Below are 25,142 nucleotides of genomic sequence, written 5' to 3'. Positions count from 1 at the left end.
CTCAATTTTCAATTAAAAGAAGTGTTCAAGTTCAGTAACAAGAAACTTTGGCTGGTTGCCCTGCCCGTGTTTGTGGCAGTGGCGACAGCTTTGCTTTTCCTTCCTACCTATCGCGAGGGAGAAGGAGACCTTGACGAAGTGGCCGTTACCGACTCGGCTGAAGTGCAGGAAATGGTCTACGAATATGGCATTCCGGCCGACCGCTATCGGGTGCAGTATGGCATTGTGCAGCCACGCCAGAACCTCGGTTCCATCTTAGGTGAGCATGGCGTATCTACGGGTACGGTACATCATCTGGGCGAGAAGGCTCGTGGAGTGTTCGACGTTCGTCGTATTCGTAGTGGGCAAGCCTATGCCTTGTTCTTCAGCAAGCATGACAGTCTGGCTCCTCCTCGTTTTTTCGTTTATGAAGAAGATCCTAAATCGTACATCGTTTTCGATTTGCGTGGTGACTTGGCTGTCAGTCGTGGGCAAAATCCCGCCGAGTGGCGCACACAGACGGTTAAGGGACAGGTCGAGTCGTCGCTATGGGTGGCCATGCAGCGTTGCGAGGCGTCTCCCCAGCTGGCCATTGTCTTGTCTCACATTTTTGGATGGACCATCGACTTCTTCGGCTTGCAGAAGCAGGACGAGTTCCGTGTCATCTACGAGCAGGAATTTGTGGACGGCAAAGCGCTTGATAACTTCCACATTCTGGCTGCTTCTTTCCGGGCTTCAGACAGTACGTATTATGCCATTCCTTTCGTTCAGGATGGTGAAGAGCTTTATTACAACGAGCGCGGTAATAGCCTCGAAGGGGCTTTTCTGAAAGCTCCGCTCGATTTTTACCGCATTTCTTCACGTTTTACCAACAGCCGCTATCATCCGGTGCTGAAACGTTATCGTGCCCATCATGGTGTGGATTATGCTGCTCCAGCGGGTACGCCTGTTTATGCCATCGGAAGCGGTAAGGTCATCGCCAAAGCCTATCAGGCGAATGGTGGTGGAAATTATGTGAAAATCAAGCATAATGGTACATATACTACGACTTACATGCACTTGTCTCGTTTTGCCAAAGGTTTGAAGGTGGGATCTACGGTAAAACAGAAGGAGATCATTGGCTACGTCGGCTCTACGGGACTTTCCACAGGTCCTCATCTTGATTTCCGTGTCTATGAAAACGGCCGTCCTATCAATCCGCTAACCATCAAGTCCCAACCCAAGAAGCCTATCAGTGAAGCCAACCGTGCTGCTTTCAGTCAGGTATGCGACTCATTGGTACTGAAGTTAAAGGGCTTATAACGTTTTGAGGCGGGTCTGTGGTCGTAAGGCGTGGAAATGTCATCGTCCGTCGGCAGGCATCCTGACACGGTGCTTTCTGGCGGTCTGACACGGTGCTTCATGAGGTGGTGACGAAGCACTTCCTGAGCCCCTAACGAAGCACTTCGTCAGAGGGTGAGAAAGCACTTCGTTGGAAACTCATGCTGATTTAGTGGGGGTATATGAAAAATGTTGTATCTTCGCCGTTGAAATGAAACAAGGTGACACAGAAATGAGTGAACAACAAACAATCTGTCTGATGAAGGGGGTGGTACGTAACCCGCTGGTAAGGCTGGATGCGCCTGCCGATGTGGCCTTCGGAGCAGGCGAACATATCGCCATTGTGGGACCCAATGGGGCAGGTAAGAGTCTGCTGGTGGACACGCTGACCGGGAAATATCCGTTGCGAGAGGGCTCTTTGACCTATGACTTTCGTCCTTCTTCTTCACTTTCAGCATACGAAAATATTCGCTACATCGCATTTCGCGATACCTATGGCAGTGCCGATGCCAATTACTATTATCAGCAACGATGGAACGCCCACGACCAGGACGAAGCTCCTACCGTACGCCAACAGTTGGGCGAGATTAAGAACGAAGAATACCGTCGCCAGTTGTTCGAGCTGTTTGGCATCGAACCTTTGCTTGACAAGAAGATCATTCTGCTTAGTAGCGGTGAGCTACGTAAGTTCCAGTTGGCCAAAGCCCTGCTGACTGCTCCCCGCATCTTGGTGATGGACAATCCCTTCATCGGTCTTGATGCAGCTACGCGCGATTTATTGAACGACCTTCTGATGCGCATTGCCGATATGCGTTCGCTCCAGTTGGTGCTGGTGCTTTCGATGCTTGACGACATACCTCCTTTTATCACCCATGTGATACCAGTGAATGGTATGCGGGTTGGTGAGAAGATGAGGCGTGTCGACTATTTGGATGCCTATCGCAAGCTCGATGAAGCACAGAGTGCTGATGAGCGCCAACGGCTTGAAGCTTTGCAGCAGCGCATTTTAGCTCTTCCTTATACACATACGAACTTTACTTCTTCCGAAGTGGTACGGCTCAACCATGTTAGTATCCGCTATGGTGATCGCACCATTCTGAAGGAGCTCGATTGGATCGTGAAGCGCGGTGAGAAGTGGGCTTTGAGCGGCGAGAACGGAGCGGGCAAGTCCACTTTGCTGAGTCTTATTTGTGCCGACAATCCACAGTCTTACGCTTGCGATATCAGTTTGTTTGGCCGTAAACGGGGTACAGGTGAGAGTATCTGGGAGATAAAGAAGCACATTGGCTACGTCAGTCCCGAGATGCATCGTGCCTACCTGAAGAACCTGCCGGCCGTAGAGATTGTGGCCAGCGGTCTGCATGACAGTATTGGTCTTTACAAGCGTCCACATGAAGAAGAGATGGCGGTGTGCGAGTGGTGGATGGATATCTTTGGCATCGGTGCCCTGCGCGACAAACCCTTCCTGCAGCTGAGCAGTGGCGAGCAACGCTTGGCGTTGTTGGCACGTGCTTTTGTCAAGGATCCTGAGCTATTGATATTGGATGAACCCCTGCATGGACTCGATACGTATAACCGTCGTCGGGTAAAAGCCGTTATCGAAGCCTTTTGTCGTCGCAATGACAAAACTTTGATTATGGTGACTCACTATGCAGGTGAGCTGCCAATCACTATTACAGACCATCTTTACCTGAAACGTAACTGACTCGTTTTCAGGATAAAGGAAAAAGATCGCAATTCTTACATCGAGCCGGCACGAAGCGGCTCATCGCAAATAGAATGAAACTATGTTGACAGACTTTTTATCACAGTTGATTGAGGCGGACAATGCCTGCCTTCTCGCCATCAACGGATGGCATGCCCCTTGGGCGGACACGTTTATGTATGCCTTTAGTGGCAAGGTAGTGTGGATACCACTTTATGCTTCGTTGCTTTACGTCATTGTACGCAACCTGCGCTGGCAGGTAGCTTTGGGTTGTGCCGTAGCCATCGCATTCACTATTGTTTTGGCTGATCAGATAGGCGCCTCGCTTATCCGTCCCATAGCAGAACGACTGCGTCCATCCAATTTGGATAATCCAATCTCGGAGATGGTACACATCGTTAATGGTTACCGCAGCGGACGTTATGGTTTCCCTTCGTGTCATGCTGCCAACACCTTTGGTCTTGCCTTTTTTGTCTTTTATCTTTTCCGTAATCGGCTGCTCTCAACGTTTATTTTCGGATGGGCAGTGGTGACGTGTTACTCGCGGGCTTACCTTGGCGTTCACTATCCGGGTGATTTGTTGGCAGGGGCTTTACTTGGCTTTGCGAGCGCCAGTCTTTGTTATTGGCTTTTCCAGAAATTTGGTAAGTACGAGCGTCTCGAACGTCCGATGCATCTGTGGGTGCCGGTGGCTGTGGGTGGTCTCACGGTTGTAGGCATGTTGGTGTATACTTTCGTATAGATTTCTTCTTTTCAGAACTGATATCCCACTTTGACGGACAGTTCGCGGGGTCGGATGCGAAGCCAGTCGGTGCGGCTCTGTGTGGCCGTGTACGTGGTGTAGGCATAAGTCTTTTTGTTGAACAGATTGTTGAGGCGGGCCTCTACCCGCCAGCGGTCGTGCTTCCACGTGAGCGAGGCATCGGCCAGGAGGGTGTTCAGGTGAGTGCCGTCGGCCAGGGCGTTGCGGTAGTGCTCGCCGCCCAGTTGTACGTCTATCCGCCCGATGGTCAGGATGAGGCGCAAGCGTTGCGTCAGGTTCAGCAGGGGAGGGAGGTGTGTGTCGCTCCCGATGCGGGTGGCGTTGTACGACAGGGTGGCGTGATAGTCGGCCTCCAGCCACGTCAGGGGAGACCAGTTGAGCTTGGGCTCGGCCGTGAGGAGGTCGTAACGATAGTCCTGTGGCAGGGCGGGCGATGCGGCGGTGCGTGTCAGCTGGTGGCCGTAGTGGCGTGTCAGTTGCAGGTCGAGCGAGGCCTTGAGCCGCCAGTCGAAGACGCCTTTGGAGAGGGAGGTTCTCAGTGTCCAGGTGTCCGTCCGGTTCTTCAGGGCGCGTCGCGTCAGGGATAGGGTGTCTTCCGAGAGGTATTGTTCGTCCATCGTGGCATGTCGACCGTGGCTGTAGGTCAGGGTTAGCGTGGCGAAAAATTCGGTTACAGTGTTCTTGTATTCGGCGTAGAGCTGCCCTGTGGCGGTGGTGCTGAGGGGCATCAGGCTGGCGGTAGAGGTCAGCGTGCGGTAGTCGGTGCGGCGCAGGTAGGGGCAGAGGTCGAGTGCCTGCCCCGCCTGCCGGTCGAGGCCGCTATAAAGAGAGAATTTCCAGTGATAGTCGTGCTGGTAGCGCAGGTAGAGGGTCGGATGGTAGAGCAGGTACGATTGTTGTGCCCCGAGGTAGTGCGTCCATTCGACAGGTACCTCCACCGAGGCGAACAATCGTCCGCCTTCCCATTGGAGCTGGGGCGTCAGGTCGGCCCCGAGGTGCGAGGCGTCGTAGGTGCGGACGGTGGCGGGCGACTCCAGCCGATAGCGGGCCCATTCCGCCGTGAGGCCTGCCTCTAGGCGGCGGCTGAAGCCGTTGCGCTTGCGCAGGTAGCTGGCCGTGTGGCGGGTGTGAAGGCTCCTTTGGGTATAGTCGTCACGCTCCGTAGCCAGGGTCAGGACGGAGGGAAGCAGGGACATCTGTACGTCCGAGGTCAGCTCCCACGTCCGCTCACCGCTGTTCTTCAGGTAGTTCAGGTAGTTGCGGGCCTGTAGGGTGGAGGTCTCTATGTTTTGTCCCAGCCGGGAGGCGTGGCTGCGGTTGCGGGCGGCGTCCAGCTCCAGGCGTTCGGTCAGGTAGTGCGTCGGGCTGTTGTCCTCGTAGGCCAGGGCCGCGTGCAGGGCGTCGGTTCGGAGGCGGTAGTCGGCCTCTTCCGAGAGGTTGACGGTATCGGTTGCCTGGTAGTAAGTCTGCGTGTTGCCCCGCTCCTGGTGGACGAAGTCGTGGGTATAGTCGGCCTGTATGCGCAGGGTGCGTTCGTCGTTGCGGCGGTACATGCGGTTAGCGTTGGCCGTCCAAGTCTCGTTGAACAACGTGCGGCGGGTGTCCAGCGGAGCGCTGAAGGCCGGCAGGTCGAGCAGGGAGGGGAGTGTGGCAGCTTCGGGTACATTAGTGGCCAGGAGGGTTTGTTCGTTGCTCAGGTCACGCCCCGTGTTGTTGGTCTTCAGGGCGAAGATGCTCTGCCGTCCGCGTCCCAGTTGCAGGGCGCTCAGGGTACCTTCCCACAGGGGTGCGGGGTGTCCGTCGGTGTCTTCGGTCAATCCGCCCCCTGCTTCGAGGTAGGGGAACCACTGGTCGCGCGCCTTCTCGTCCAGCCGCAGGTTCAGGGCCACCTGTTCGGAGTCAATTTTCCCCTTTAGGGCGCGGACGGACTGGTAGTTCTCCATCAGCTCGGCTGACTTCACCGCCCGTGCGTCTAGGTTGTTGTTCACCTGGTTGTAGCGTCCGCCCGTCACGTCCATGCCCTCTACGAGGAAGTGATCGATGGGCTTGCCCTTGTAGGTCACGGTGCCGTTCTCCTCCACGTCGATGCCCGGCAGGCGCTTCAGCACATCACGGACGCGGGTGTCTTTCTCCGTGATGAAGTCGGCCAGGTTGTAGCGCACGGTGTCGCGCCGGCTGCTGATGCGCCCCGGCCGTATCTCCACCTCGCGGAGCACGATGCTCTCGGTGCGCAGGGCGAAGTCCAGCCGACCGCCTTTGCCGACGTCGCGCGTCTGTCGTCCGTAGCCCAGCATCGAGGCGCTGACTTGCAGGGTGCCCTTGTGGTGCCAGGGCAGGGAGTAGCGTCCGTCGGCGTCGGTCAGGGTGTAGTCGATGGTCATGCTGTCGCGCAGTACGCTCACCATCACTGCCTCGAGCGGAAGGGAGGTTTCGGCGTCGGTCACGCGGCCTTGGAGTACGTCTTGTGCATGAAGCGAGGGCAGGAGAAAGCCCCCCAAGCAGAGAAGAAGGAGATATCGGGTCGGCATAGGCAGAAAGTGGAAAGAATAGGAAAATACGATGATGGGAGTATTGTACAAGGAGAGTGTCCGTTCAAACGGAGTTTATAATCGGTTTAAAGCTTTTAAACTGTCAGTTTATCGCTTTTAAACTGGTAGTTTACTGCTTTTAAACCATTAGTTTACCGCCTTTAAACTGGTAGTTCAAAGCCTTTGAACGGATGCTTCCCTGTACGTGGGGCGGCAGGATGTCCGCCTTTACCGTTCGATGGGATTGTAGGGCATGTCCTTGGGGTTCTTGGTGTTGTTGCCGTGATTGTCCCGGACGGTAATCTTTACGTTGGGCATGATGCCGGTGATGAAGCCCACGGGGTCGGCGGCAAAGCGTTTCTGCATCTTGTCGTACTGCTTGCGGTCGACGGGCTGGTAGTCCTTGCCGCCGAAGAGGATGGGCTCCGTGCCGTGGCTCTGCTCCAGGCCGTCGGCCGTGAAGCGGTAGTGCCCCTCGTCGTCTTCAGCTTTCAGAATCAGGCCCGGCAGGCCGCAGAGCTTCCACGGGCCTTCGCTCACGGGGATGTCCGTCGTGTACCAGGCCGACCATTGCCGCCCCTTGAACTGGGTCGTGGCACGTGTACAGCGGTAGCCCAGCAGGGTCAGCGTGTCCTGCGTCAGCGTCCATTGAGGTTTTTCCGTGGGCTCTTCGCAACGCAGGCGGCAGATGTCGCCCGCCAGCTCGTCCAGCGTCGTCACCTTCCCGGCGGGATAGTTCTTGAACGTCTGTTCGCTCCATTGGCTCTGGTACTGGTTGGCGTGCTGGGCTATCAGCTCGGAGGAAGCGCCGTTGGCCATGTCGGCAGCCAGGACGGAGTCGGCCACGAAGGCCGTGTAGCTGTAGAAGCGCGACGCCTGCCGCCCGATGTCCAGCCGCAGGGTCTCCTGCATCCGTGCGTCGGGCTTGCTGAGGTCGGTCAGGGCATCCAGCCCGTATTGCACGGTCAGCACTTTGTGGTCGATGGTGTCCTTGCGGAAGGTTTGCCCGGTAGAAATCTTGATGTTCATCTGTGCCTGGGCAGCCGTGGCGGCGAGGCTCAGGGCGAGGAGAAGAATGTGTCTGGTTTTCATGTCTGTAATGGTTTGGTGGTGAAACATTCAGTTCGTTTTCCTGCCACGAAGATAGGCGGAAGGGGCGGAAGCGGGCGCAGGAAGTTATTACGGAAATATTACGGCGGCGGAAATATCGGCCTCGCGCGAACCTTGTGTACGGGCGAAAGGCTTATCTTTGCCTGCGGAAAAAACAAGTGAACGATGGAACGACGCATCAAGATTATCTGGCTGCTCTCTCTGACCTCCATGCTCCTCATCGGGGCGGGGCAGGGCTACTGGCTGTGGAGCCACTATCAATATACCAACGAGGCCTACGGACGCGAAGTGCTGCGGCAGGTGTCCGAAGCCGTGGTGAGCTACAACACCCTGCGTTGGCAGGAACCCCGTCCCCTGGGCGAACAGAAGGCCGTGCAGTGGTATAACACCAACGTCAACTGGGACGACCGTACCGACTCGCTGACGGGGCAGGAGAGTACGCGCATCTACCTGGTGCAGCGCCTGGGAGCGGAGACGCAGGACACGCTGACGGACTTCACCCCAGCACAGACAGGGGCGGCAGGCGTGAATGTATCCCGCCTGCTGGCCGACAGTACCGTGCTCTGCACCGACTCGGTCGTCCTGCTGGGCGACAAGAGGCAGTACGAACGCCTCAACATGATGTATCTGGCCGACCTGATGCGTCTGGAGTTGTCCCATCCGTTCGACCTTCATCCGTTCGACTCCATCGTAGCCGTCACCCTGCCGGACGTCACCTTCACCACCCGCCTGACTACCACTGCCGCCGACAGCCTCTACCAGTGGGAAGCCACCCTACACTCCGGCGGCTCCCTGCTCCGGCCGCTGGCGCAGGTGGTCTATCCCTATAACCCCCTGAAGCGCCAGTTGGTCGAAGTCGATGTCCGAATTCCCTGCCACATGCTGCTGCTTCGCATGGGCGGCCAGTTGGCGGGCAGCCTGCTGATGATAGCCTTGCTGGCCGTCTGCCTGTTCTTCCAGATCAAGACCATCCTGAAGCAACGGCGGGTGGACGAGATGCGCCGTAGCTTCGTGAGTACCATGATACACGAACTGAAGCGCCCCGTCCAGATGTTGAAGATGTGCCTGGCCTACCTGTCCGACCCCTCCCTCCGTGCCGACACGAAGGCTACCGATGCGGTGGTGGACGACTCCATCGTCGAGGTGGACAACCTCTCGGCCTACCTCCAGAAGCTGCGCGACATGACGCGGGCCGACGACGAGCGCACGCCGCTCAGCCTCCGCACCTTCGACTTCCGCCCGATGGCCGAGAAGACCCTCCGCCAGCTGCACATCCCCGACCACAAGCTCGTGACGTTCGAGACCCACTTCCCGCCCTCGCTTCCCGTGACGGCCGACCCCATGCACCTCTGCAACATCCTGAGCAACCTGCTGGAGAATGCCGTGAAGTATTCGGGCGACTCCGTCCACATCACCATCACCGGCGCGTCGGACGGGCATCGCTTCACCCTCACGGTGGCCGACAACGGCATCGGCATCCCGCCCGCCGAGCAGGCCCGTGTGTTTGACAAGTTTTACCGCAGCGCCAGCCTGCCCGACCGATCCGTGCCCGGCATCGGCCTGGGCCTGAGCTACGTGAAGCTGCTCGTGGAAGCGCATGGCGGCACCGTCGACCTGCAGAGCCAGCCGGGGCAGGGGACAACGGTGACCGTCACTATACCTCAATGAATGGATGATTATGAAACCCTTGAAGATTCTTTTTGCCGACGACGACCTGAAATACTCTCTGCTCCTGAAACGCTTCTTGGAGCAGGAAGGTTATGAAGTGACCTACGTAGGAAACGGCCGCATGGCCGTGGAGCAGTTCCCCCTGGTCAGGCCCAACCTGGTGCTGCTCGACATCAACATGCCCGGGCTGAACGGCTTCGAAGTGGCGGCCCGCATCCGCGAGGCAGACAAGCACGTCCTCATCTTCTTCCTCTCCGACCGCAGCGACAAGGCCGATCGCCTGCAGGGCTTCAGCCTCCGCGCCAACGACTACCTGGCCAAGCCTTTCTACCCCGAAGAGCTCATTGCCCGCATCCGCGAGCGCTTCGCCCTCCAGCTGGAGGAGACGATGGAGGAGGAGACCTACCGCTTCGGCAATACCGTGTTCAGTTACAACACTAACGAGCTCCGCACGGCCAGCAGCAAGGTGCTCATCACTTCGCGCCAGGCAGATATCCTCCGCCTGCTGGCCCTGAATGTCAATCAGGCCGTCTCCCGCGACCACCTGCTCGAAGCCGTGTGGGGAACGGTTTCCTATGCCAACTCCCTGGCCCTGAACGTACAGATCACCTACCTGCGTAAGGCGTTGAAGAACGACCCGTCGGTAAAGATTGAGTCGCTCATGAAAAAAGGATACGTGTTGCGGGGATAAAAAAGAGGATGCGTCACGCATTGCATGGCACATCCTCTTACCCTTCCAGTTTATAGTTGTAGTTAAGTCAATTAGTATTTGAAATCGTTGGTCTTTACATATATTGCATAGTCTTTGATGAGGCCCGGTGCACCCTTCTCGGCGCGGGGCAGCATGCGGAAACCACTTACGTTGTACTCCTTACCTAAATCAATAACTACCTGATGGGGGAATGCGGTGTTGTCTACCGTCTGCCAGAAGGTGCTCTCTTGCAGGTCGAATATCTTGTCGGCCGTGCGGTTGCCGCTACGTGTCTCTTCACTGTCGGCATAGACAATCTTCCAGCTTTCGCGCGATACGGGCTTGCCGTTGGCATCCAGTACATCGAATTCGGCGATGGAGGCAATGTTGTTTCCATCGTAGTTGGACGTGGCATTCAGGCAGAAGTAGCGTCCTTGCACGGGGGCAGTAAACTTCACTTCCTGCCAGCCGTTGCCCGGCTTGAAAGTACCCTTGTGGGCCGGTTTCTCGGCGTTGAGCTTCAGGGCCTGTCCGTCCTTGCGATGCGTTTCGGGAGCCTGTGTGCGAAGCATGTCGAGAATAGGTTTCTCAAGGCCGATCACCTTTGTCTCGGCAGGACCTTTCAAATCGAGGATGATGATTTCGTTCTCACCTTCCTTCAGCCAGCATCCGGGCATGTAGAGCGTCTGCTGGGGACCTATTTCCCAGAAACGGCCCATGGCGTGTCCGTTTACCCAAACCATGCCCTTACCCCACGTCTGCATGTCGAGGAAGGTGTCGCCCGTCTTGTCTAGGCGGAAGGTGGCACGGTAGTAGGCGGGACCATTTACAGCCTGTCCCTTCTGATAGTTTTTGTTGCTGACGAATTCGTAGAAGGGAGGCAGATTATATACTGACCATCCTTTCAATTCGGTAGCCTGTCCGTCGGAAATAACTTCCACCTTCTCGGTGATACCTTTGCGGTCGTGGATGGATTTATCGAAATTTACACGCCCCATGGCTTCCACGAGAATGTCCAGTTGGGTACCCTTTTTCAGAGGCGACTTCAGTGGAAGGGTGAATTCGCCTTGACGGCGGTCGAGGCGTCCCAGCAGCTGGCCGTCGGCAAAGACCTGTGCCCAGTCGTGCATCTCGTCCAGGTGGAGAGTACCTTCGATGTCTTCCTTCAATGTCGTGCGGTAGAGGATGCTTCCCCAGCCTTGGTCGAACTGCTCCATGGGCTTCACACTTTCCGTCTGCTTGGGGTCGGGTAGGTTGTCGAACAAGGGGGCTACCTCCCATTCGGTGATGGCCGGTATTTCGATGACGGGGAAAGCTTCGGGAGGCTCGGGCAGGGTCTGTCCAGCGGGCAGGTATTGTTGCAACAGGTCGCGCAACTGGTAGTATTTCGGCGTGAGCCAGCCGGCTTCGCTGATGGGTGCGTCGTAGTCGTAGGAGCTGCACATGGCCGAGTAGGCGGGATTGTTGGCACCACCCCACCAGCCGAAGGTCGTACCTCCGTGGGTCATGTACAGGCTGAAGGAAATGTTGCGGTCGAGCATGTCTTTGATACCGCTCACCATGGTGGCAGCGTCGCGCGTTTCGTGCTTGCGTCCCCAGTGATCGAACCATCCACTCCAGAACTCACTGCACATCAGTGGAGTTTCGGGGCGAAGTTCCTTTAGCTTCTTGAATTGTTGTTCTATGTTGGCACCGGTACCGAAGTTTACTGTCCAAAGCAGGTCGTCCAGGGCGTTGTTGGTGAAGTTCGAGCTCCAGTCACATTGGAAGAGAGGTACATCTGTAAAGCCTGCTTCGCGCACCAAGTCGCGGATAGCCGATACGTACGGTTTGTCGGTACCATAGGAACCGAATTCATTCTCCACTTGCACCATGATGATGTTTCCGCCGCGGGTAATCTGCAGGTCGGCCAACTGCTTACCTACTTCCTTCATGAAGATGCCTACACGTTCCATGTAGTAGGGATCGAGCGAACGGAGTTGTACATCCTGTTTCTTCAGGAGCCACCAGGGCAGACCGCCCATTTCCCATTCGGCGCATACATAGGGACCCGGTCGTACGATGACGTACATGCCGTGCTTTTGTGCCAGGCGACAGAACTTGGCAATGTCTTTGTTCCCTGTGAAGTCGAACTTACCTTCTTCCTGTTCGTGCAGGTTCCAGAAAACGTAGAGGCAGATTGTGTTCATGCCCAGTGCTTTGCACGATTCGATACGCTGCTCCCAGTAGGGTTCGGGAATACGCGGATAGTGGATTTCGGCGGCTTTCACCACCATGGAATCTCCGTTCAGGAGAAACGTGCCCTTTCCTGCCTCGAATGTGCCTGTCGTTTTCTGCGAACAAGACGACAGACTGCCTACCATGCTTATGGCTAAAAAGAAGGAGAGGGCAATGCTTGCTACTCTTTTCATGATATCTTTATGCTATTTAAATGTTGATTGTTTAGACTTATTTTGTCAGTTCCACCCGCTTGATGGTACCGTCAGCATTGAACTCCAGGCGGTCAATGCAGACCTCTCTGTGCGTGCCGGGCGACAGGCTTTTGTCAAGGTAGTGCTTGTTGATGCGGTGATAGACAATGTACCACTCGTCCGTGCCGGGCTTACAGATGACAGAATTGTGTGCCGGACCGTATATCTCCTTTTCTGGATTTTGGATCGTGACGATAGGGTCGGTAGCTACTTTAATGGGGCCTAGTGGAGATGTAGAAGTTCCATAGGCCACGTGATAGTTTGGAGAACCAGTATCATCTACTGACCACATGAAATAGTACAGACCGTTCCGGTAGAATACGTAGGGAGCTTCACGGTAGGCATAATCTTGCAATGTGCCGCCTTCGGGTGTCAATACTGTCAGCGTTTTCTTTTTGATGGAAACCATATCCTTGTTCAGTTCGGCACCGGCCATGTATCCGTTACCCCAGTAGAGATAGGACTTGCCTGATACAGGGTCGGTGAATACGTCCACGTCAATCTGCTGTCCTCTGCCTACAGGTGATTCGGTAATCATTGGATATCCCAAGTCTGTGAAAGGACCGGTAGGTGAGTCGGCTGTAGCGACACCGATTTGCTTGCCGCCGCCGTTTTTCGGATTGCCGCTGAAGTACAAGTAATAGCGGTAACCGTCTTTGGTCTTCTTTTCTTCAATGGCAGGTGCCCATGCGTTGCCGTCGGCCCAGGAAACCTGATCGGATTTCAGGTCGAGAACAATGCCCTCATAGGTCCAGTCCTTCAGGTTATTGGAAGAATAGGCGGTATAATACCATCCTCCCCATCCGGGATGTCCGTCGGTTGTTGAGTAAATGTAATATTTGCCGGTCAGATTGGAATAAACAATTTCAGGGTCGGCATGGAAGCTGGGGAGAACCGGATTATTGGGTAATTCACCCAGTTCGGCAGGCTTTCCCCATTTGTCCGTGATGCGTTTCAGTTCGCTTCGGGTAATGGGCATGATAGTGCCATGGCGTGGGTGGAAATTCATCTTTACCTCGTGATCAATGACTTTGAAGTGTTCTAGATCGGTTGTTTCCGTGAACTGGTAAGCCCCTTTCATATAAACGTCATACATCAGGATGTATTTGTCTTCACCAATCAGTTTGAAGGTACCGGCACCTTCCACTGCTTCCTTGGTTTGTTGCTTATATTCCATATTTTCTTTCCATTGTCCGGAAGTCAGTGATTTGGATGTGGCTACGCGGATGCCGTTACCATGCCCTTCTGTCTTGTAGAACAGGTGATAGATACCGTCTTTGTACACGATGTCACCGTCAATGCACGATTTCTTGTCGGCTGGAACGAACAGAGGTTTCGGTTCACCTTCCAGGTCGGTAAAGTCTTTGTTGGCGTAGGCGTAATAGATAACGTCAGGACCATCACCGTATTTCATGGACCAGTAGACCATATATTTTTTTGCCTCAGGATCAAAAATTGTTTGGGGAGCCCATACGCGTTTCAGCTTTTCCTGACCTTCATAGCGCTTCTGCATATTGATGATCGAGTGTGACCAGTTAACCAGGTCAGTCGATTTCAGTAACACCATGGCACGGTTAGAATCCCATCCGTTACCTGATACCATATCCGTTACCACCATATAAAATGTCTTTCCGTCTTCACAACGTAGGATGTGCGGGTCGCGTACCCCTCCGGTAGAGCTGATGACTTTTGAGTCGATAACCGGTTTGTTGTTATTGAGGGCCCAATAGGAATATCCGTCCATACTGACCGCATAACATACAGCTTCCTGGCTGATGTGATTACCGGTAAAGTAGACGAAGAGATAGGCCATTAAATCTTTTTCTTCTATTTTTTCTGCAAAGGTAGGGGTGAAAGCAGATAACAGTAGGATAAATGCTAGAATTTTGTTTTTCATGTTTATGTTTGTTATTTTTTTATTTTGTGCAAATTTACAAATAAACAGTGATTATAAGGGCAGCAAATCATTCAAAAAGGGATAATAATCATGCATTGAACGATTGTAGTAATGGCAGAACAGAAAAGTCCGCCTATAACAAGCGGACTTTTTTAATGATATTCGTTTATTTATTAAAGAAATCGAGTGTCCAGCTGTCCATCCATTCAATATAGGGTACTCCGTCTTTAAACTGTATGGGTAGCCAGATGTAGCGTGCATCACTTGGTTTTTTCGGTCTCCATATATCAGCCATGAACATATAGGCGTTTTTCTTACTGGGTATATTCAGTACAAATGTACTTTGTCCGCCGAAAGTCAGTTCAGAATTCGGTCCGATGCAGGGATTGGGGTGTTTGGTCCATGGTCCCCAGATACTGGGTGCTGAGAACATGCGTGCTTCGTTGGGATCCCAGCCTGTGCATCCCGAAGTAATCATCCAATAAATGCCGTCTTTCTTGAAGATGGCAGGAGCTTCGTTGTGTCCGGCAGGTGCCAGGCGTACGTATTTGCCTGTATGGCTCAGGTAGTCTTCACTTAGTTCGGCTATGTGTAGGGTCAGGTTGTCTTCCGAAGAATAAATATGGTAAGCTTTACCATCGTCGTCTACAAAAAGTTGCATGTCGCGTGCCATCTGGCCGCCTTCCAGGTCGCGTTTCAGGAAGAGGCCTTTGTCGATGGCTTCATACCAGGCTGGTGTCCACCATTCCTTGAAATGTTCCAACTGAAGCGTGTCAAGGATATTGCGTTGGTCGGCTGTTATGTCAAAAGGAAGAATCCCGGGGTTGATACGTCCTGAACGAAGATATTGGAATGGCCCGGTCGGCAAGTCACTTACGGCTACGGCCGAACGAGCGGCTGCATATCCTTTGTCTTTTAGCTCCAAGTGGAACCACATGACGAATTTTTTCGTCTTTTCGTTGTAGATCACTTTCGGTCGCTCCATTATGCAACCTTGTATGATGTCACTGGTTGTATCATTCAGTTCCACAGGCAGCACGGCACCTTCGTTTTTCCAGTCGGTGAGGTTTTTTGACGAATAACACATGATACCTACCATAGCCTTGCTGGTCGAGTCCGATTTGTTCTCTCCGTACCAGTAATAGGTTCCTTCGTGATAGAGCATACCGCCTCCGTGTGCATTGATATGCACGCCTTGATTGTCGGGCCAGATTTCGCCGGAACAGATAGGTCTCGGCTGTGGTTGTGTACAAGCTGTGGATAGTAAAATGCAAAAATATCCGCAGTATTTTATTATTCCTTAATTCCGCAACACTATTATAAATATAACTTTTTAAGTACCTGAGCAACAAAAAGTTGCCCAGGATTTTGCCGTGTCAGATTTTTCACTTATCTTAGTGTTGCAATTAGAAAACAAGCGAAAATCGTAACAAGGCATGGCAAAGGTACAAATAAAATCTGAGAAACTCACACCTTTTGGAGGAATTTTTTCAATCATGGAGAAATTTGACTCCATGCTTTCACCCGTTATCGACTCAACACTGGGTCAGAGATGCCGCAGTATCATCGGATATCAGTTCAGCGAGATAGTCCGTTCGCTGATGAGCGTTTATTTCTGTGGCGGCTCATGCGTGGAAGACGTAACGTCACAACTGATGCGCCATCTCTCGTATCATCCTACCCTTCGTACATGCAGCTCTGATACCATCCTCAGAGCCATCAAGGAACTGACACAGGAAAACATCTCCTATACTTCCGACCAAGGCAAGACCTATGATTTCAATACTGCAGACAAACTCAACACATTGCTTATAAACGCTTTGGTTTCTACAGGCGAGTTGAAGGAAATTGAGGAATACGATGTTGACTTTGACCATCAGTTTCTTGAAACGGAGAAGTATGATGCAAAACCGACCTACAAAAAGTTCCTCGGCTACAGGCCTGGCGTATATGTTATCGGTGACAAGATAGTCTATATCGAGAACAGCGATGGCAACACGAATGTGCGTTTTCATCAGGCAGACACCCATAAGAGATTCTTCGCTCTTCTGGAATCCCAGAACATCCGTGTAAATCGCTTCAGGGCAGACTGCGGTTCCTGCTCGAAGGAAATCGTCAGTGAGATAGAGAAGCATTGCAAACATTTCTACATCCGTGCCAACCGATGCAGTTCGCTCTACAATGACATCTTTGCTCTGAGAGGATGGAAGACGGAGGAGATTAACGGCATCCAGTTCGAACTCAATTCCATTCTCGTTGAGAAATGGGAAGGCAAGTGCTATCGTCTTGTCATCCAGAGACAAAGACGCAACAGTGGCGACCTTGACCTATGGGAAGGCGAATACACTTACCGTTGTATTCTGACCAACGATTACAAGTCATCGACAAGGGACATTGTTGAATTCTACAATCTGCGTGGCGGCAAGGAACGTATCTTTGACGACATGAACAACGGATTCGGTTGGAGCAGGCTCCCCAAGTCATTCATGGCGGAGAATACTGTCTTTCTTCTGCTTACTGCATTGATACACAATTTCTACAAGACCATCATGAGCAGGCTTGACACCAAGGCTTTTGGGCTCAAGAAAACGAGTCGCATAAAGGCTTTTGTCTTCAGATTCATCTCCGTACCTGCCAAGTGGATCATGACTGCAAGGCAATACGTGCTGAATATCTACACAGAGAACCGCGCTTATGCAAAACCCTTCAAAACAGAATTCGGATAAGAATCCTTTCTTTCCGGTTAGAATCTGCGTATTTCCTCAAGTCGCATCGTGGGGTAAGGGGATGTTGGCTACATATTGATGTTGTGCTGTTGCTTTTTACTGAAAGCTACTACTAACGACTCATAAATCTACCCTTAATCGTGTATTGGATGATAGTTGCGGATTTTAGGTTATTTTGTTTTTCATGATGTCGTTTACTTTAGGGTTGGTACATTTTTCCGACTATTAATTTATCGCCAGACAAATCCACTTCAAATAAGTGTGGTATGCGGAGATAAAATCCGTTGATGTCTTTGTGACTGTGTACAGACATCAGCCATTTACCGTCCAATGTTTGGAATAGCATCCCGTGTCCGAAGTTGGGAGGGGTGATGGGCTGTGGTTCCTGAATCCAAGGACCGTCTAAAGTTCCACTTTCAGAATATGCGACTCCTTGTGTATAGATGTTATGAATCCAGCTTGTCCAAAGCATTCCTAACCGTCCTGTTTGCGTGCGAAATAGGTAAGGACCGTCGGTCACTTTATTAGGAACCTCCTTCCCGTCACGCAATTCACGACTCCAGGGACATTCACTGGAACGGAACAGCAATTTACCTTCTCCGATAGAACCGCTGAGATCAGATTTCAATTCTATTTTTTCAATGGTTCCGTCCCAATTCTGTAGCCATTCATAACAATAGACCATATAAGGCTTTCCATCAGTATCAACCCAAAATGTCCCGTCTAATGTGGGCTTATTTGCAGGCAGATAAATGGAATCTTTCATAGGGCGATAGGGGCCATCTGGTCTGTCACTTACTAATATGTGACTTGCTCTTCGTTCAATTTTGTTTCCTTGGACTACATCTATAATGACTGCTTTGTTTGTAAAGGTAGCGAAGTAGTAATATTTATTCTTATAATGATGAAGTTCAGCCGCCCAAATCATAGGCTCAGGTCCCATCCATGAGTGAGAATCTGTTTGAGCTACTTTATAAGGACCGTCCCAATATTTTAAATCTTTACTTTTCCATAGCATTCCACCTGTTCCTGTCATGTAATAAGTGGAAGTTTCTGGATCTGTTAGAATACAAGGATCGCTCAATCGGATAGAATCTAATGGTATATTCTTTTTAATGTTTTGTTGTGATTGGACAGCCTGTATGGACAACCATGTGAATGATATAAGGAACAGGACTTTGATGTTTTTCATATTGCTATGCGGAATAAAAAAAATAACTAAAGCTCTCCCATTAAAGGAGAGACTTTAGTTATTTTATTATTAGATAAATTATTTCTCTGCTGGCATATCGGCAGTAGTCGGCCAATATGGATTTTGATACAGAGGAGAAAGCTCTGGTGAAGCGTTATCGGAAGCAGTTAACTGGAACTGTTTGATGGGAAGTGGTTGCAGGTAGTGTGCCATGTGCCATGTATATCCATCTTTGAACAGATTACCACTTGTCATATTCTTCTGATAAGGTCTGTAATACTCGCTCAAGCTTGGGCTTGATACGGTAGCTGAAGCACTTCCGTCGGAAATCAGATTATTTGCATCGTACCAGTTCTGCATTGGAGTATTCCAAAGATGGAAACCTTCAATGAAATAAGGTTCGTCAATCATTTGATCCAATGCTCTCCAACGAATCAAATCCATCCATCTGAGGCCTTCGGCCATCAGTTCGCAACGGCGCTCTCTACGTATATTGTAAAGAACGGGGTCGGTCAACTGTTCTCCTGCAGAATAAGAGCCCCAGTCCAATTTCTCTTGCGTGATATCTGTTGCTGCGATGGTTGTCTGTGGGTCAATGGCAGAACCTGTAAATCCTGCAGCTGTACGGACAGCTTTCCAATATTCCAGAATCTTACCGGAGGAAATGTTCTTGGTAAGTTCGTATTCAGCCTCCATGTAATTCAACAATGCTTCGGTTGCTCTGAAAGTAATAGAACCTGTATATCCAGCACCATTACCTGTTAAGGCTTTATCGAAAGTTCCTCCCTTACGGATGGAATATCCGGTACCATAGTCATTTTCACCATCATTACCCAAGATATCGGGATAGGGTTCAAATTCCATACCATGATCTTTTTGGGAGTCCATGTTCTTGAACATATTGATTTGATCGGGCTCTTTTAAGAGGGGTTCTATAATTAACACTTCGTGATGATCGGGAGAACCCGATTAAGCCTGACCGACACGGATTTTATTAATTCACGATGTAAAAGTATGTGTTTTAGCTCATAACTATATCACCCCCCCCAATTTTAACATAAATTAATATTTAAGGCATAACTATCCCTCACAAGTAGCCAGCCAATCGCCATGATACTTGACAATCTGACAGAAGCGGCAGATATTGTACATTAGGCTCGTCAGTGCGGTATTGGCTTTCGCTCGGCTTATCCCGACCGTGCGGACGAACAGCCCGTGCATACTCTGTTCCATGAAGCCAAAGACATGCTCCACACGGCTGCGCACTTTGGACTTTGTCCTGTTGTTGGCCTTTTGGGTTTCTGTCAGCGGACGATTCCTGTGTCCTTTTTCACATATGACAGGGGTCATTCCACGTTTCCTGACCTCATCGTCCTTGCCGACATATCCGGCATCAAGGTACAAGGCTTTCCCCTTGTCTTCATCCGTAATCAAGTCGGTGACCTTCTTCGAGTCGTGCACACTGGCGGATGTGGTGTCGTAGGCAAGCACGATCTTCGTTTTGGCACACACCTTGGAGTGGTTCTTGTATCCGTAATAAGTTTCACCACGCTTCTTCGTCCAACGGGCATCAGTGTCCTTATGGCACTTCTTGTGTGGATTGTCATTCCAAAGTTCATCACCCCTGCCGGCTTTTATCTGCCGGTTTTCCTCGCGAGTGTTGCGCTGACGGGGAGCGGTGACAAAACTCGCATCCACTATCTTGCCGCTGTTGAAAACAAGACCTCTATCCTCCATGTACCGGCGGAACATGTCGAACAGTCTGTCGTACGCGCCACAGACTTGCAACGCCTCCTTGTATTTCCAGACCGTCTTTTCATCGGGAACGTCCTTTACGCTCTCTATACCAAGGAACTGGCGGAAGCTCGTCCGATCAACAATCTGGTATTGGATTTGATGGTCTCCCAGGCCGTAGTAGCGTTGTAAAAACAGAACCTTGAACATCAGAACCGGTTCGAAAGGCTTGCGCCCAGCGTTACTCTTGCGCTCTTTGTTCGAGAGAGCGGCCTCAAGTTCAGGGCGAAACATCTCGAAGTCAATCAAGTTGTCAAGCGCAGTCAATGGGTTACCGAGGTTCGACAAAATCGTATGAGTATCTTCGGACTCGAAAAGACTCTTGCTAATGCGGTTTCTGTATCGGTTCTGCTTTTTCATCGTTTTCAGCAATTTTTATTGCTTAAATATACAAATAATTATCTGATTATCAAAGTATTATAAGTAATTCAATTTATAGAACACCCCTTAAGAAAATGAACAAGCGTGGGTCTGCATTTTTTCTCACATTAGCCAATGTTTCATCATTGAATGCAAAACCGTCATGGTTTGCATAGATGGGTTTTCCGTCCGACATAATAAAACCTTGAACCATACTTCTAGTCAGTCCTACACCGTAGTTACCTTTCTGAACAGCTACTTCGATGTTGTTGGTAATGCCCAAACCTTCGTTGTATTCACGCCACAAGAGTACATCCGGGAAACCTGACATATCAGTATTTCCGAACATGCTGAAATAAGGATTCTCTGGATCTGATTCAGATTGGGGAACTAAGCCTGTGTTCTGAGTCAGTCGTCCTTTGTATTTTTCAGCCACTTCTTCAGCACTTTCTGCTGCTATCGTATAGAAATATTCGATTTCGTTTTCTATGCTGCCTGATGGGAACTGATAGTTTGCATTATAATCTTTTGCTTTTCCCGGCCATCCTTCACCGTTCGGGACAAAAGGCGTATTATTAAAATATCTCAACCAGGAAGCTTCAAACAAAGCAACGCGTGATTTCAACACTTTGGCAACGTCCGGTGACAGACGATTCTTTCTGGAATCGAAATTGTCGGTCATATAGCTGATGGCATTGTCCAAATCTTCAAGAATAAATCTTGCCACTTCGTTTCTCGGACTTCTCTTGTTGGCTTCCACCAGAATATCATTGTCGTCCGGAAGCGCTTCTTTAATAATGGGCAGATCTCCCCACTTCTGTAACATGTCGAAATAGCAATAGGCACGGAAAAAGTAAATCTCTCCTATATATTGGCGAATGTTTGTGTCAGAGCCGGTAATCTTTCCTGCCTCATAATTTTCCAGAATGGTATTCAATGAATAATTAATGTTGCGGATGTTGGTCCAAGCCCAATTGCCGTTTTCCAATGCTACTTTCCATTGGCCGGTAGCATATTTGTTATCTGCTGTAAAGCCGGCTTGGTTGTCTGTATTGTTGTCTGTGCCGAATGTTCCATAACTCCAGTTTCCGTGAGAAGGAAGCACGTCAGGATAGAATTTGTTGGCTACAGCTTGAATTTGGTCTTCTGCTGAATAGTAATCTTCAGGAACTGCGTATGAAGGGGGTTCCTTGTCCAGAAAATCCTCACAAGATACCAGCGAAGAAGACAGTAATATGACTGTCGATAAATAAGTGAGTTTATTGAGTTTCATAATAGCTTCGAATTTAGAATGTAACGTTTATACCACATGATAATGTCTTTGACAACGGGTAGGAGTTTCCACTATAGCTGGAAATGGTTTCAGGATCAAATTGGTCTGCCAGGCTTGTTCCTGTCCACAAGTTTTCACCAGAGAAGAAGACTCTGACATTTTGGATGCCCCATTTAGAGGTGATATTTTGGGGGATAGTATAACCGATTTGTAAGTTCTTCAGACGAATGTAAGCTGCATTCTGCAGGTATCTTGTCTGACACTGTTGGTTCTTGTCACTGTACAAAGGACGTGGCAAATAAGAGTCTGTGTTAACAGATTGGTAACCGTTCTGAACAGACCACGTGTTTTCGTCGCGGAAATAGTCGGAAACTTGGCTTAAGCCTGTTGCCCACCATTGTCCGTTGCCGGCAGCACCAAACAGATAAGTACTTCCTTGCCAGTAGTCGCGTTTCATAACGCCTTGGAAGAATACGCGAACATCAAATCCTTTCCAGCTTGCGTTCAAGTCAAGACCGAAGAGATATCTGGGGGTATGGTTACCAATTACTTTCATATCGCCATGGTCGTTCAGTGTGCCTGCGCCACCGGAAATCTTGCCATCGCCATTTAAGTCAGCATACATGATATCACCGGCTCTCCAGTCGCTACCCAAAGCATTTTGTCCGCCGTTGGGCAATGTAGCGAGGTGTGCCTGCATTTCTTCGTCTGTCTTGGCCAAACCGACTGTTTCGTAGCCCCAAATTTCGTTGATGTAACGTCCTTCAATGTATGTACTGATGGCATTGGTCGGGTTATTGGGATAGCGAGTGATCTTTGTGCGTGCATCTGATATGTTGAATTTGGCACTATAGTTCAGCCCGTTGCTCAGACGATCATTCCAACCAATTGACAATTCCCATCCTGAAGTGCGCAAGTCGGTATTGTTGGTTACAGGAACCGCAGTACCTAAAATGGCAGGAAGTTCAGGAGCATTACCCACCATGTCTTTAGTGTTTCGGATATAATAGTCGAATGAACCGGTCAAGCGGTTATTGAGCAATCCCCAATCCAAACCAATGTTGTATGATTCAATGGTTTCCCATGTCAACGTTGTAGATACAAGACCGGGGGCTGTTGCGGTATTAGGTTTCTTACCGTTCATGAGCCAGCTACCGTCGGATGAACCTACTGACATGGTCTGATAAGTCTGATACCAGTTGGTTGTATTTTGGTTACCCAATGATCCGTATGAGGCACGCAACTTAAGAGTTCCGATTACATCGTTGATTGGTTCGAAGAAGTTTTCTCTTGCAATGTTCCAACCGACAGATACTGATGGGAAGGCTTTCCATTGGTTGCCTTTTCTAAAGCGTGACGTTCCGTCTGCACGGAGATTGCCTTCAATCAGATACTTGCCTTGGTAGTCATAGTTGACACGTGCAAAGAAACCTGCTGTGGACCATTCGTTTCTGGAACCATTGGTCTGAGGAGTTACTTCGTTGCCAAAATAGTCCAAACCGGTCGTAAGATCCACTTCGGGTTTGCCGGGGAACATGATACCGTTTCTTTGCAGACCGAATTGGGTCTGTTTCAGATTCTCTGCCTGGAAACCACCCATTACATGAAGATTGTGAACCTCATTGAAGGTATGAGTATATTCCGTATAGGCATTGAAGTTATAATAGTTCTCTTTATAATAATCTTCATGTACATTAGAACCATTGCTGTGAACATAAGGATTACCGTTTACATCGTGGTTGTATCTCATTTGGCTATCCCAATGTCTGTTAGCCGACTGGATATGGTAGTTGAAATCAATATGGGTAATCCAATTCTTGATAGGTTCAATTGCCAGTCCGATTTGATGATAAGAGTTGTCTGTCTGTGTCTTGTCAACACCACCTTCTGCCAATCCCAAAGCAGGTGAGGGCGCATCGTAGTAGTAGCCATTGGGATCGTAGAGTGGAAGAACAGGCCATCCCTGACGGGCCATATCGGAATACAATGAACTGGTCAGAGTGGCAGGACGTTTATAATCCTGGCGAGTGAAACGCATGGTATAATTGAATTTTAACCAGTCGGTAATTTGTGAACTGATTTTAGCTGTACCATTGTATCTCTTCAAACCTTCTTCACCCAGATTCATGAAGCCGCCTTGATCCAAGAAATTGAATGATGCATAATAGTTAAGCTTCTTGCTACCACCGCTGACACTTAAATTGTGTTCTTGGGAGAATGTCCACTTTTTATAGATTTCACTGTACCAGTCTACATCATCTATACCGTAGGCATATCCGTCTAACCAGTATCCGTTATCTCCTGCGCTGATACCTGTCATGATTGTTCCATCACTGGTAATTCTTTGTCCAGGTTTGTAAGGAGTAGCATTGTGATAGGCCACAATTTGGTCCATTCTGTCTGCGTCAAAGAAAACGGGATTACCTCCATTTGCAAAGGTGTCGTTCATCCAGCTGGCAAAATCAACAGAATTCATCATATGGTTCATGTTGATAGGAGTACCCCAACGGAAGCTGTTATTGTAGTTAACAGTAGTCTTTCCTTCTGTACTACCTGATTTGGTTGTAATCAAGATAACACCGAATGGAGCACGTGAACCATAAATAGAAGATGCAGCAGCATCTTTCAAAACTGAGATGTTGGCAATGTCTTGTGGGTTGATAGTGTTCAAGTCACCTTCCATACCATCAATTAAAACTAACGGGTCGCCGCTTGTTCCTTGACCGATGGTTGTTGTACCGCGGACATTGATACTTGGAGTGTCTTCCAAACTACCGTTGGTTTGGGTAATTTGCAATCCAGGTACTACACCTTGCAGGGCTTGTGCTGCATTGGTTACGGGACGTTCCTTCAGCTCTTCGGCTGTAACTACACCTACCGAACCGGTCAGGTTCACTTTTTTCTGGGTACCGAAACCTACTACAACTACCTCGTCGAGCATTTCGGAATCATCTTCTAACTTTACATCGATTGTCTTTCCTGGAATAGCATCTACAACGACAGTTTTATATCCGATAAAAGATATTTCCAATTTAGTCGCCTGAGCTACATTCAGAATAAATTTTCCGTCCAAATCAGTTATGGTACCATTCGTGGGATTGTCCTTTTCACGTACATTAGCACCGATGACAGGTTCGCCTGTTGAATCTTTGATTACACCGCTTACGCTCTTTTGTTGTTGCACCACGTTCAGTGATGAAACGTCTTCTTTAGCTGACATTGCCAAGGGGTGCATGGCAATGAATCCTGTGCAAAGAAGCAGAGCCATCATGGCTCGTCGATTGTTTTTGCAAGAATTAGATTTCATCATTCATTTTATTTTAGTTAAAAATTGTATGAGAATTAAATCGCTGCCAAAAGTAGGAGATAAATAAGAAAAAGAGATTATAAGAAATAAGCATATAAGATAGAAAAATTGTTCAAAGATGTCAAATGACGTTTTATTCTATCTTGCTTGCTTTGTTTTTATTGGTAGTTTTTAACATTTGAGAGGGGTGAAAAAGGAAACGTTTAGATGATTATCATGCATCAGAATCTGTGTTTTATAAGATGTGAACATCTAATTTCTCGTTATAAAACATCGTTTTTTTCGTCAAAATGCTATTTAAAAGTTTATCATTGTCTTTCTAAAGTCCATAGTTACGTCGCTAAAGTTCATAGTTACG

At 49.9% G+C, this 25,142-nt stretch carries 15 protein-coding genes and 1 pseudogene; 6 read left to right on the top strand and 10 right to left on the bottom strand.

All coding sequences use genetic code 11. The annotated features are described in order from the left end of the window. Positions 1 to 21 precede the first annotated feature (21 nt). The 3 genes from BQ8005_RS09190 to BQ8005_RS09180 all read left to right on the top strand — a co-directional run bounded on the left by BQ8005_RS09190 (position 22) and on the right by BQ8005_RS09180 (position 3,746). Positions 22 to 1,281, top strand: coding sequence for a peptidoglycan DD-metalloendopeptidase family protein (locus tag BQ8005_RS09190; protein ID WP_234984025.1), 1,260 nt, complete (start codon positions 22 to 24; stop codon positions 1,279 to 1,281). Positions 1,282 to 1,531: 250 nt separating this feature from the next. Next, the gene (locus BQ8005_RS09185) at positions 1,532 to 3,004 is read left to right on the top strand and encodes an ATP-binding cassette domain-containing protein (protein ID WP_075319086.1); all 1,473 of its coding nucleotides are present in this window, start codon (positions 1,532 to 1,534) and stop codon (positions 3,002 to 3,004) included. Between the two features lie 82 nt (positions 3,005 to 3,086). Continuing rightward, a complete protein-coding gene (locus BQ8005_RS09180; protein ID WP_075317835.1) occupies positions 3,087 to 3,746 on the top strand; it encodes a phosphatase PAP2 family protein in 660 nt (219 codons plus the stop codon). Positions 3,747 to 3,757: 11 nt separating this feature from the next. Here BQ8005_RS09180 and BQ8005_RS09175 read toward each other — a convergent pair whose 3' ends face one another. Both BQ8005_RS09175 and BQ8005_RS09170 read right to left on the bottom strand, forming a co-directional pair. Continuing rightward, positions 3,758 to 6,295, bottom strand: coding sequence for a carboxypeptidase-like regulatory domain-containing protein (locus BQ8005_RS09175; protein WP_075317834.1), 2,538 nt, complete (start codon positions 6,293 to 6,295; stop codon positions 3,758 to 3,760). Positions 6,296 to 6,523: 228 nt separating this feature from the next. Then, positions 6,524 to 7,387 (bottom strand): GLPGLI family protein, encoded by an 864-nt coding sequence (locus BQ8005_RS09170; protein WP_075319084.1) that lies wholly within the window; start codon positions 7,385 to 7,387, stop codon positions 6,524 to 6,526. A 183-nt stretch (positions 7,388 to 7,570) separates the two neighbouring features. On the opposite strand from BQ8005_RS09170, the gene BQ8005_RS09165 reads away from it, so the two are divergent. Together BQ8005_RS09165 and BQ8005_RS09160 are read left to right on the top strand one after the other, a co-directional pair. Next, complete coding sequence (locus BQ8005_RS09165) at positions 7,571 to 9,073, top strand: sensor histidine kinase (protein ID WP_075317833.1); 1,503 nt, start codon at positions 7,571 to 7,573, stop codon at positions 9,071 to 9,073. A 10-nt stretch (positions 9,074 to 9,083) separates the two neighbouring features. After that, on the top strand, positions 9,084 to 9,764 hold the full coding sequence (locus BQ8005_RS09160; RefSeq protein WP_075319083.1) for a response regulator transcription factor: 681 nt from the start codon (positions 9,084 to 9,086) through the stop codon (positions 9,762 to 9,764). Positions 9,765 to 9,835: 71 nt separating this feature from the next. Here the strand turns inward: BQ8005_RS09160 and BQ8005_RS09155 are convergent, their stop codons facing one another. The 3 genes from BQ8005_RS09155 to BQ8005_RS09145 form a co-directional block, all read right to left on the bottom strand. Beyond that, complete coding sequence (locus tag BQ8005_RS09155) at positions 9,836 to 12,127, bottom strand: beta-galactosidase (RefSeq protein ID WP_075317832.1); 2,292 nt, start codon at positions 12,125 to 12,127, stop codon at positions 9,836 to 9,838. Between the two features lie 85 nt (positions 12,128 to 12,212). After that, entirely contained in the window at positions 12,213 to 14,132 is a 1,920-nt protein-coding gene (locus BQ8005_RS09150; RefSeq protein WP_075317831.1) for a glycoside hydrolase family 43 protein, read from the bottom strand. 166 nt (positions 14,133 to 14,298) lie between these two features. Continuing rightward, positions 14,299 to 15,402 carry a glycoside hydrolase family 43 protein gene (locus tag BQ8005_RS09145; protein WP_234984082.1) on the bottom strand — a complete coding sequence of 368 codons (1,104 nt, stop codon included), beginning with the start codon at positions 15,400 to 15,402 and terminating at the stop codon, positions 14,299 to 14,301. Positions 15,403 to 15,568: 166 nt separating this feature from the next. Here BQ8005_RS09145 and BQ8005_RS09140 point away from each other — a divergent pair, with 166 nt between their 5' ends. Further along, positions 15,569 to 16,858, top strand: coding sequence for an IS1380-like element IS612 family transposase (locus BQ8005_RS09140; RefSeq protein ID WP_005815306.1), 1,290 nt, complete (start codon positions 15,569 to 15,571; stop codon positions 16,856 to 16,858). Positions 16,859 to 17,057: 199 nt separating this feature from the next. On the opposite strand, the gene BQ8005_RS09135 is transcribed toward BQ8005_RS09140, so the two are convergent. The 5 genes and pseudogenes from BQ8005_RS09135 to BQ8005_RS09115 form a co-directional block, all read right to left on the bottom strand. After that, on the bottom strand, positions 17,058 to 18,050 hold the full coding sequence (locus BQ8005_RS09135) for a glycoside hydrolase family 43 protein (protein WP_075317829.1): 993 nt from the start codon (positions 18,048 to 18,050) through the stop codon (positions 17,058 to 17,060). 78 nt (positions 18,051 to 18,128) lie between these two features. Further along, positions 18,129 to 18,974 (bottom strand): annotated as a pseudogene (locus tag BQ8005_RS09130) (RagB/SusD family nutrient uptake outer membrane protein); the annotation flags it as partial. 156 nt (positions 18,975 to 19,130) lie between these two features. Further along, complete coding sequence (locus BQ8005_RS09125) at positions 19,131 to 20,204, bottom strand: IS5 family transposase (RefSeq protein WP_075317828.1); 1,074 nt, start codon at positions 20,202 to 20,204, stop codon at positions 19,131 to 19,133. 73 nt (positions 20,205 to 20,277) lie between these two features. After that, positions 20,278 to 21,477 carry a RagB/SusD family nutrient uptake outer membrane protein gene (locus BQ8005_RS09120; RefSeq protein ID WP_083610536.1) on the bottom strand — a complete coding sequence of 400 codons (1,200 nt, stop codon included), beginning with the start codon at positions 21,475 to 21,477 and terminating at the stop codon, positions 20,278 to 20,280. 13 nt (positions 21,478 to 21,490) lie between these two features. Then, positions 21,491 to 24,784, bottom strand: coding sequence for a SusC/RagA family TonB-linked outer membrane protein (locus BQ8005_RS09115; RefSeq protein WP_111936101.1), 3,294 nt, complete (start codon positions 24,782 to 24,784; stop codon positions 21,491 to 21,493). Between the last annotated feature and the right edge of the window lie 358 nt (positions 24,785 to 25,142).

Origin of the sequence: Bacteroides togonis, assembly GCF_900130135.1 — a bacterium.
GTDB classification, from domain to species: domain Bacteria; phylum Bacteroidota; class Bacteroidia; order Bacteroidales; family Bacteroidaceae; genus Bacteroides; species Bacteroides pullorum.
This window is presented reverse-complemented; position numbering and strand designations above follow the sequence as displayed.

Bases quoted from the DNA above. Each gene is read 5' to 3' on its own strand.
- BQ8005_RS09140 (WP_005815306.1), top strand. From the start codon at position 15,569: ATGGCAAAGGTACAAATAAAATCTGAGAAACTCACACCTTTTGGAGGA.
- BQ8005_RS09170 (WP_075319084.1), bottom strand. From the start codon at position 7,387: ATGAAAACCAGACACATTCTTCTCCTCGCCCTGAGCCTCGCCGCCACG.
- BQ8005_RS09180 (WP_075317835.1), top strand. From the start codon at position 3,087: ATGTTGACAGACTTTTTATCACAGTTGATTGAGGCGGACAATGCCTGC.
- BQ8005_RS09120 (WP_083610536.1), bottom strand. From the start codon at position 21,477: ATGAAACTCAATAAACTCACTTATTTATCGACAGTCATATTACTGTCT.
- BQ8005_RS09160 (WP_075319083.1), top strand. From the start codon at position 9,084: ATGAAACCCTTGAAGATTCTTTTTGCCGACGACGACCTGAAATACTCT.
- BQ8005_RS09175 (WP_075317834.1), bottom strand. From the start codon at position 6,295: ATGCCGACCCGATATCTCCTTCTTCTCTGCTTGGGGGGCTTTCTCCTG.
- BQ8005_RS09115 (WP_111936101.1), bottom strand. From the start codon at position 24,784: ATGAAATCTAATTCTTGCAAAAACAATCGACGAGCCATGATGGCTCTG.
- BQ8005_RS09155 (WP_075317832.1), bottom strand. From the start codon at position 12,127: ATGGTAGGCAGTCTGTCGTCTTGTTCGCAGAAAACGACAGGCACATTC.
- BQ8005_RS09150 (WP_075317831.1), bottom strand. From the start codon at position 14,132: ATGAAAAACAAAATTCTAGCATTTATCCTACTGTTATCTGCTTTCACC.
- BQ8005_RS09125 (WP_075317828.1), bottom strand. From the start codon at position 20,204: ATGAAAAAGCAGAACCGATACAGAAACCGCATTAGCAAGAGTCTTTTC.
- BQ8005_RS09135 (WP_075317829.1), bottom strand. From the start codon at position 18,050: ATGAAAAACATCAAAGTCCTGTTCCTTATATCATTCACATGGTTGTCC.
- BQ8005_RS09185 (WP_075319086.1), top strand. From the start codon at position 1,532: ATGAGTGAACAACAAACAATCTGTCTGATGAAGGGGGTGGTACGTAAC.
- BQ8005_RS09165 (WP_075317833.1), top strand. From the start codon at position 7,571: ATGGAACGACGCATCAAGATTATCTGGCTGCTCTCTCTGACCTCCATG.